Raw genomic sequence first — 226 nt, forward strand, 5'->3', positions numbered from 1 at the left:
GCCGGCGACGACCAGGGTGCGGTGACCGAGGATGCCAGCAATCCGACCCTGACCGACAGCGGCACCCTGACCCTGACCGATCTGGATGCGGGCGAGGCGGTGTTCAAGGCCGGTACCGGTACCCCGACCGGCAGTGTGCTGGGCAGCCTGACCATCACCACAGATGGCAAGTGGACCTACAACGTGGCCAACGGCGACGTGCAGTACCTGAAAGAGGGTGAGACCA

Annotated in this window: 1 protein-coding gene; it reads left to right on the forward strand. The window is 65.5% G+C overall.

Annotated features, from left to right (window positions below; genetic code table 11):
• Window positions 1–226, forward strand: a 226-nt coding sequence (locus KW825_RS20420) for a VCBS domain-containing protein (RefSeq protein WP_218330256.1), incomplete at both ends; no start/stop codon positions are given.

It is taken from the genome of Aeromonas sp. sif2433, assembly GCF_019218705.1.
Classification (GTDB): Bacteria; Pseudomonadota; Gammaproteobacteria; order Enterobacterales; family Aeromonadaceae; genus Aeromonas; species Aeromonas encheleia.